The sequence below is a fragment of the Kitasatospora sp. NPDC058063 genome (assembly GCF_042885395.1).
GTDB lineage: Bacteria > Actinomycetota > Actinomycetes > Streptomycetales > Streptomycetaceae > Kitasatospora > Kitasatospora lactacystinica.
This window is the reverse complement of the sequence record NZ_JBHVSD010000002.1, coordinates 656,873-664,068: the sequence shown is the minus strand read 5'-3', so window position 1 is coordinate 664,068 and position 7,196 is coordinate 656,873. Positions and strand designations below refer to the sequence as shown.

Below are 7,196 nucleotides of genomic sequence, written 5' to 3'. Positions count from 1 at the left end.
CCGTCGTCGCCTTGGTAGGCCATTACCCCACCAACAAGCTGATAGGCCGCGGGCTCATCCTGCACCGCCGGAGCTTTCCACCAACCCCCATGCAGAGGAAGGTCGTATCCGGTATTAGACCCCGTTTCCAGGGCTTGTCCCAGAGTGCAGGGCAGATTGCCCACGTGTTACTCACCCGTTCGCCACTGATCCACCCCGAAGGGCTTCACCGTTCGACTTGCATGTGTTAAGCACGCCGCCAGCGTTCGTCCTGAGCCAGGATCAAACTCTCCGTGAATGTTTACTCGGCCTCGACATTAAGAAGGGCCGGTTCACACCCGCGTTGAGCGGCACGGCAACCACCGGAATAGGGCGGCCCCGCGCACTGCGTCCTCGCTAGTGTTTGTTTCAAAAGGAATCTCCAACCCCGATCAAGCGATCGAGGCCGGGGATGTCAACATATCTGGCGTTGACTTTTGGCACGCTGTTGAGTTCTCAAGGAACGGACGCTTCCTTCGGACCGCCTTCCAGCGGACCCTCCGGGCTTCGTTCTTTCGTGTTTCCAGCTTATCAGATGTTTTCCGCTCCGTTTTCCGGAGTTTCATTCATCGGATTCGCTTTCCGCTTTGCCGCCCCGGTCTCCCGCGGCGACTCCGGAACTGTACGGTGACCGGCCCGCCACATGCAAATCGTCCCGCCCCGCTGACGCGGGACGGGACGATCCGTGGTTCGGGCACCGTCAGGCGCGGCCCATCTCCTCGGCGATGGCCGCCGCGAAGGCGTCGATGTCGGCCTCCGTGGTGTCGTAGGCGCACATCCAGCGGACCTCGCCGGTGTGCTCGTTCCAGAAGTAGAAGCGGTAGTGCTTCTGGAGCCGCTCGCTCACCTCGCGCGGGAGGATCGCGAACACCGCGTTCGCCTGGACCGGGCGGACCACCTCGACGCCGTCGATCTTCCGGACCGCTGCCTCCAGGCGGCTGGCCATCGCGTTGGCGTGGCCGGCGTTGCGGAGATAGAGGTCGCCGGAGAGCAGCGCCTCGAACTGGACCGAGACGAAGCGCATCTTCGACGCGAGCTGCATCGAGGTCTTGCGCAGGTACTTGATGTTGCGCACCCGCTCCGGGTTGAGCACCACCACGACCTCGCCGAACAGCAGGCCGTTCTTCGTCCCGCCGAAGGAGAGCACGTCGACGCCGACGTCGGTGGTGAACTCGCGCAGCGGCAGGCCGAGCGAGGCGGCGGCGTTGGCCAGTCGGGAGCCGTCCACGTGGACGAGCATGCCCAGCTGGTGGGCGTGCTCGGTGATCGCGCGGATCTCGTCGGGGGTGTAGAGGGTGCCGAGCTCGGTGCTCTGGGTGATGGAGACCGCGAGCGGCTGCGCGCGGTGCTCGTCGCCGAAGCCCCAGGCCTGCTGGTCGAGCAGCTCGGGGGTGAGCTTGCCGTCCGGGGTGGGGACGGTGAGCAGCTTGATGCCGCCCATCTTCTCCGGGGCGCCGCCCTCGTCGACGTGGATGTGGGCCGACTCCGCGCAGACCACCGCGCCCCAGCGCGGGAGCAGCGACTGGAGGGCGACCACGTTGGCGCCGGTGCCGTTGAAAACGGGGTAGGCCTCGGCCTTCTCGCCGAAGTGGCGGCGGAAGAGGTCCTGGAGGTGGGCCGTGTAGTCGTCCTCGCCGTAGGCGATCTGGTGACCGCCGTTGGCGAGGGCTATCGCGGCGAGGACCTCCGGGTGGACGCCGGCGTAGTTGTCGCTGGCGAAGCCGCGGACGGCGGGGTCGTGCCGCCGTACCGCGTCCGTACGGGTGAGGTCGGTCATCGGGCTGTCAGCCACAGGTGCTGTCCGTTCAGTTCTGCTGCGGGGCGGTCCCAGAGGCCCGCCAGGTGTCCGGCGAGGTCGGTGGTGTCCGTGAAGCCGGCGAACTTCGCCTCCGGCTTCTCGGCCCGCATCTCGGGGCTGACCAGCGCCTTGATGACCAGGATCGCAGCCGCGGCGGTGGGCTCGCCGTCGGGGTCGGTGGTCTCCTTCTTGAAGGAGTCCGCCATGGCGAGGGTCCACGCCTCGGTGGCGGCCTTGGCGGCCGCGTAGGCGGCGCCGCCTGCGGTGGGCTTGTGCGCGGCTGCGGCGGAGATCATCGCGTAGCGGCCGGCGGTGCTGCGGACCAGCGCGGGCTGGAAGGCCAGCGAGGTGTGCTGGAGGGTCCGCACGACGGTGTCGTGCAGGAAGTCCCAGTCGTCCAGCCGGGTGTCGAAGAAGGTCTTGCTGCCGCGCCAGCCGCCGACCAGGTGGAACAGGCCGTCGACGTGGCCGTGCTCCGACTCCAGGTGGTCGGCCCAGTCGTGGACCTCCTGCGGGTCGAGCAGGTCGATCACCTGGCCGCTGACCTTGGCGCCGCGGACGGCCACCCGGGTGGCGTCCAGGGCGGACTCCAGGCGCTGGGCGTCGATGTCGGCGCCGATCACGGTGGCACCGTCGGCGGTGAGGCGGCGCAGCACGGCGCGGCCGGCCGGGCCGCTGGCTCCGGCGACGGCGATGACCTTGCCGGCCAGCCGGGCGTTGGTGGAGGTGGTCACGCGGCGGCTCCCTGGATCCCGGCGCCGGTGATGCCGGCGGTGGCGGCGATGACGCCGCTCAGCTTCTTGTTGAGGGCCTCGTAGAACATGCTCAGCGGGAACTCGTCCGGGAGCACGGCGTCGCACAGGGCCTTGTTGAGGGCCTTGCCGTCGGTGATGTCGAGCGGCAGCGCCTCGGAGCCCTTCGCCCAGGTGGAGGCCGGGTGCGGGGTGAGGTAGCGGGAGACCAGCTCGTAGGCGGCGATCCAGTGGGCCGGCTTCGGCCGGTCGATGCCGTCGCGGTAGAGGGTCTCGATCTCCGCGCAGAGCGCGTTGGTGACCTGCGGGGCGCGCTCCCAGTCGATGCTGAGGCGGTTGTCGCGCCAGCGCAGCGCGTCGTGCTTGTGCAGGTAGGCGAAGAGCAGCTGGCCGCCCATGCCGTCGTAGTTGCGCACCCGGTCGCCGGAGACCGGGAAGCGGAACAGGCGGTCGAAGAGGACCGCGTACTGGACGTCGCGGGCGTGCCGGTTGCCCTCGGTCTCCAGCTTCACCGCCTCCTTGAAGGTGGTGAGGTCGCAGCGGAGCTCCTCCAGGCCGTACATCCAGAACGGGCTGCGCTGCTTGATCATGAAGGGGTCGAACGGCAGGTCGCCGTGGCTGTGGGTGCGGTCGTGGACCAGGTCCCACAGGACGAAGGTCTCCTGCGCGCGCTGCTGGTCCTGGAGCAGGCCCTCGGCGTCGGCCGGGATCTCCAGGCCGAGCTGCTGGACGGCGCTGGTGGAGACGGCGCGGAAGCGGGCGGCCTCGCGGTCGCAGAAGATGCCGCCCCAGGTGAAACGCTCCGGCGCCTTGCGCACGGAGACCGTCTCGGGGAAGAGCACGGCGGAGTTGGTGTCGTAGCCGGCGGTGAAGTCCGTGAAGGTGATCGGCACGAACATCGGGTTGTCGAAGCGGGTGCGCTCCAGTTCGGCCAGCCAGTCGGGCCACACGACGCTCAGCAGGACGGCTTCCAGGTTGCGGTCCGGGTTGCCGTTCTGGGTGTACATCGGGAAGACGACCAGGTGCTCCAGCCCGTCCTCGCGCTGGTCGGCGGGCTGGAAGGCGAGCAGCGAGTCCAGGAAGTCGGGCTCGCGGTAGCCGGTGTCGGCCCACTTGGCGAGGTCCGCGTCGACGGCGGCCAGGTAGGCGGCGTCGTGCGGGAAGTTCGGAGCGAGCTCCTGGACGGCGGCGCGGACGGTGGCGACCAGCGGGTCGACCGTGTGCCGCTGGACGGCGGCCAGGTCGATCGAGCCGTCCTTCGACTGGAGCGGGCGCAGCGTCTCGACGGCCTCCTTCAGGCGCAGCCAGGCCGGGTGGCCGGCGAGGGTCGAGACCGGGGCGTCGGCCGCCACAGCGAGCCTTGGCGAAAGATTCTGCATCGGGGACTCACTTCGACAGGAGTTATTTCAACGGGGACACCATAAGTACGAAAGGTTCTCCTGTTCAAGAGGGCCCGGACCGGCAAAGCTCCGGTGCACCACCCCTCCGGCGCCCAAACCTTCGACGGGAGGCGGATTGTCCGGCATGTGGACAGTGATCTGGATGTTCTGGACAGATGCGCTGTTCTGATGCGAACCTCCCCGCATGCTCCCGGCGGTGATCACGGTGGCCGTACGCCACGACAGCCCCTTCCGGGCGCCCTCCCGTCGGCACGTCTGCCGTCGCTGTCGCGCGCGCGGCCTGAGCTGCCGCTGTCGCCGCTGCTGTTGACCGGCCTGCCGCCGCCCCGGCTGCTGCCGATCCGGCTCGGGGGGCGCCGCGGACGCGGGCCCGTACGCCGACCATGCCGCGTGTGTTCCGGCGCCGCCACTGGGGGGAAGTGACCCGCCGGGATGCGGGCCGCCCGTCGCGCCCTCCCGTGCCCCTCCTCGTTCCCCCCGTCCCGCCGGTCCTTCCCTGGAGCCCCGTCATGACCCTCCGCAAGCCCTCCGCCGTACTGCCCATCGCCGCGCTGGTCGCTGCCGCGGCCGTGCTGACCGCCTGCGCGCCGCAGGACTCGAAGTCCGACGCCGCCTCGGGCGCGGGCGGGACGGCGGCGGGCTGCGCGCCGGGGGCGCTGGCCACGCGCACCGCCGGAACGCTGACCGTCGGCACCGACAAGCCCGCGTACGACCCGTGGTTCTCCGAGGACAAGCCGGAGAACGGCAAGGGCTTCGAGTCCGCCGTGGCCTACGCGGTCGCCGAGAAGCTCGGCTACCCGAAGGAGAAGGTCGGCTGGGTGGTCGCGCCGTTCAACAAGGCGACCTCCCCGGGCGCCAAGGACTTCGACTTCGACATCAACCAGGTGTCCGTCAGCGACGAGCGCAAGCAGGCCGTGGACTTCTCCTCCGGCTACTACGACGTGCGCCAGACCGTCATCGCGCTGAAGAACTCCAAGGCGGCGGGCGCCAGGAGCATCGCCGACCTCAAGGGTGCCAAGCTCGGCGCGCAGGTCGGCACCACGAGCCTGGACACCATCACCAACACCATCAAGCCGAGCACCCAGCCGGCCGTCTTCGACTCCAACGACCTGGCCAAGGCCGCGCTGAAGAACGGCCAGATCGACGCCCTGGTGGTGGACCTGCCGACCGCCTTCTACATCACCGGCGCCGAGGTCCCGGAGGCCCAGGTGGTCGGCCAGTTCGAGGCCGCCGCGCAGGCCGAGCAGTTCGGTCTGGTGCTGGACAAGGGCTCCAAGCTGACCGGTTGCGTCTCCCAGGCCGTGGACGCGCTGCGCGCCGACGGCACGCTGGCGAAGCTGGAGAAGCAGTGGCTGTCCGACGCCGTCTCGGCACCGGTGCTGAAGTGAGCGCTGACCTGAGCCCCGGGCCGGGCGGGGAGGCGCCGGGCCTGGAGACGCCGGGCGGGAAGGCGCCGGGCGCCGCCGGTCCGGCGGAGCTCACCAAGGCGCCGGCGCCGCGCACCGCACCGCCGACCGGGGCGCCGGCGACGGAGGACGACTACCGTCCGTCCGGGCGGCGGCTGGCGCACGAGGCGTACCGGCGGTCCCGGGCCCGCCGCTCGGCGCTGATCGCCACCGGCTCGACCTTGGCCACAGCCGTCGTGCTCTACCTCCTGATCGTCAACTCCCCCGGGTGGGAGGTGACTCGGCGGACCTTCTTCAACCTCGACTACGCCCGTCAGGCACTGCCCGAGGTACTGAAGGGACTGCGGCTGAACCTGGAGCTGATGCTCGGCTGCGGGGCGCTGATCCTGCTGTTCGGGCTGCTGCTGGCGGTGCTGCGGACGCTGCGCGGTCCGGTCTTCCTGCCGGTACGGCTGTTGGCCACCGCGTACGTGGACTTCTTCCTCGGGCTGCCGATGATCATCTGCCTGCTGGTGATGATCACCGGGGTGCCGGCGCTGCGGCTGACCGGGGTGACCACCGATCCGCTGCTGCTGGGCGGGGCCGCCCTGGTGCTGACCTACTCGGCGTACGTGTCGGAGGTGTTCCGCTCCGGCATCGAGTCGGTGCACCCCAGCCAGCGGGCCGCGGCGCGGTCGCTGGGGCTGACCAACGCGCAGACGATGCGGTACGTGGTGCTGCCGCAGGCCGTCCGCCGGGTCGTGCCGCCGCTGCTCAACAACCTGGTGAGCCTCCAGAAGGACACCGGGCTGGTCTCGATCGGCGGCGCGATCGACGCGGTGTACGCGGCGAAGATCATCGCGGCCCGGTCCTTCAACTTCACGCCGTACCTGGTGGCGGGGCTGGTGTTCATCGTGCTGACCATTCCGCTGACCCGGTTCGCCGACTGGCTGACCGCCCGGATGAACCGCCGCCAGCTCCAGGGAGGTGCGGTGTGACGTCGAGCGACGTGCTCCGGCTGGAGTCGGTGCGCAAGACCTTCGGCGGCCAGGTGGTGCTGCGCGACGTGGACCTCGCCGTGGCCGAGCACTCGGTGACGGCACTGATCGGGGCCTCCGGCTCCGGCAAGTCCACGCTGATGCGCTGCGTCAACCTGCTGGAGGGGATCGACGACGGGGCGATCTTCCTGGACGGCGAGGAGATCACCGATCCGCGCGCGGACGAGGACGCCGTGCGGCGCCGGATCGGCGTGGTGTTCCAGTCGTACAACCTGTTCCCGCATCTGACGGTGCTGGAGAACATCACGCTCGCCCCGCGCCGGGTGCACCGCGTCGCCCGGGCCGAGGCCCGGACCCGGGCGCTGGAACTGCTCGACCGGCTCGGGCTGGCGGCCAAGGCCGAGGAGTACCCGGACCGGCTCTCCGGCGGGCAGCAGCAGCGGGTCGCCATCGTGCGCGCGCTGGCCACCGGGCCGCGGCTGCTGCTCCTCGACGAGATCACCGCGGCGCTCGACCCGGTGCTGGTCGGCGAGGTGCTGTCGGTGGTGCGGGACCTCAAGGAACAGGGGATGACGATGGTCCTCTCCACCCACGAGATGGGCTTCGCCCGTGAGGTCGCCGACCAGGTCTGCTTCCTGGACGGCGGGGTGGTGCTCGAACAGGGGCCGCCGGAGCAGGTGTTCGGCGATCCGCAGGAGGAGCGGACGCGGCAGTTCCTCAGCCGGGTGGTCGCCTCGGGGCGGCTCCAGGGCTGAGCGCCCCCACCTGGTGGCGGCCGGGTGAGCGGTCCGCTCGGCCGGGGAGTGCGACCAGGCGTGCGACGGGTGCGCGACGAGTACGCGGCG

At 70.3% G+C, this 7,196-nt stretch carries 6 protein-coding genes and 1 rRNA gene; 3 read left to right on the top strand and 4 right to left on the bottom strand.

Annotated elements, in window-relative coordinates:
• The 4 genes from ACFVUY_RS06600 to ACFVUY_RS06585 form a co-directional block, all read right to left on the bottom strand.
• Positions 1-277 (bottom strand): 16S ribosomal RNA (locus ACFVUY_RS06600); the annotation flags it as partial.
• Between the two features lie 441 nt (positions 278-718).
• The gene (locus tag ACFVUY_RS06595) at positions 719-1,795 is read right to left on the bottom strand and encodes a threonine aldolase family protein (protein ID WP_387727833.1); all 1,077 of its coding nucleotides are present in this window, start codon (positions 1,793-1,795) and stop codon (positions 719-721) included.
• Positions 1,792-2,550: an SDR family NAD(P)-dependent oxidoreductase gene (locus tag ACFVUY_RS06590; RefSeq protein WP_387727771.1), complete on the bottom strand. Its 759-nt coding sequence runs from the start codon at positions 2,548-2,550 to the stop codon at positions 1,792-1,794. Before ACFVUY_RS06590 ends, ACFVUY_RS06595 begins: the two co-directional genes overlap by 4 nt.
• Complete coding sequence (locus tag ACFVUY_RS06585; protein WP_387685325.1) at positions 2,547-3,947, bottom strand: DUF6421 family protein; 1,401 nt, start codon at positions 3,945-3,947, stop codon at positions 2,547-2,549. Before ACFVUY_RS06585 ends, ACFVUY_RS06590 begins: the two co-directional genes overlap by 4 nt.
• A gap of 530 nt (positions 3,948-4,477) precedes the next feature.
• On the opposite strand from ACFVUY_RS06585, the gene ACFVUY_RS06580 reads away from it, so the two are divergent.
• From ACFVUY_RS06580 to ACFVUY_RS06570, 3 genes are all read left to right on the top strand, one after another.
• Positions 4,478-5,356, top strand: coding sequence for an ABC transporter substrate-binding protein (locus ACFVUY_RS06580; RefSeq protein WP_387685323.1), 879 nt, complete (start codon positions 4,478-4,480; stop codon positions 5,354-5,356).
• A gap of 173 nt (positions 5,357-5,529) precedes the next feature.
• Positions 5,530-6,351 carry an amino acid ABC transporter permease gene (locus ACFVUY_RS06575; RefSeq protein ID WP_359914669.1) on the top strand — a complete coding sequence of 274 codons (822 nt, stop codon included), beginning with the start codon at positions 5,530-5,532 and terminating at the stop codon, positions 6,349-6,351.
• Complete coding sequence (locus tag ACFVUY_RS06570; protein WP_380348837.1) at positions 6,348-7,106, top strand: amino acid ABC transporter ATP-binding protein; 759 nt, start codon at positions 6,348-6,350, stop codon at positions 7,104-7,106. The genes ACFVUY_RS06575 and ACFVUY_RS06570 overlap by 4 nt, the downstream gene beginning before the upstream one ends.
• Positions 7,107-7,196: the final 90 nt, after the last annotated feature.

What these genes read in the sequence shown, in the direction of transcription:
- ACFVUY_RS06595 (WP_387727833.1), bottom strand. Translation starts at nt 1,795, where the DNA reads ATGACCGACCTCACCCGTACGGACGCGGTACGGCGGCACGACCCCGCC.
- ACFVUY_RS06580 (WP_387685323.1), top strand. Translation starts at nt 4,478, where the DNA reads ATGACCCTCCGCAAGCCCTCCGCCGTACTGCCCATCGCCGCGCTGGTC.
- ACFVUY_RS06585 (WP_387685325.1), bottom strand. Translation starts at nt 3,947, where the DNA reads ATGCAGAATCTTTCGCCAAGGCTCGCTGTGGCGGCCGACGCCCCGGTC.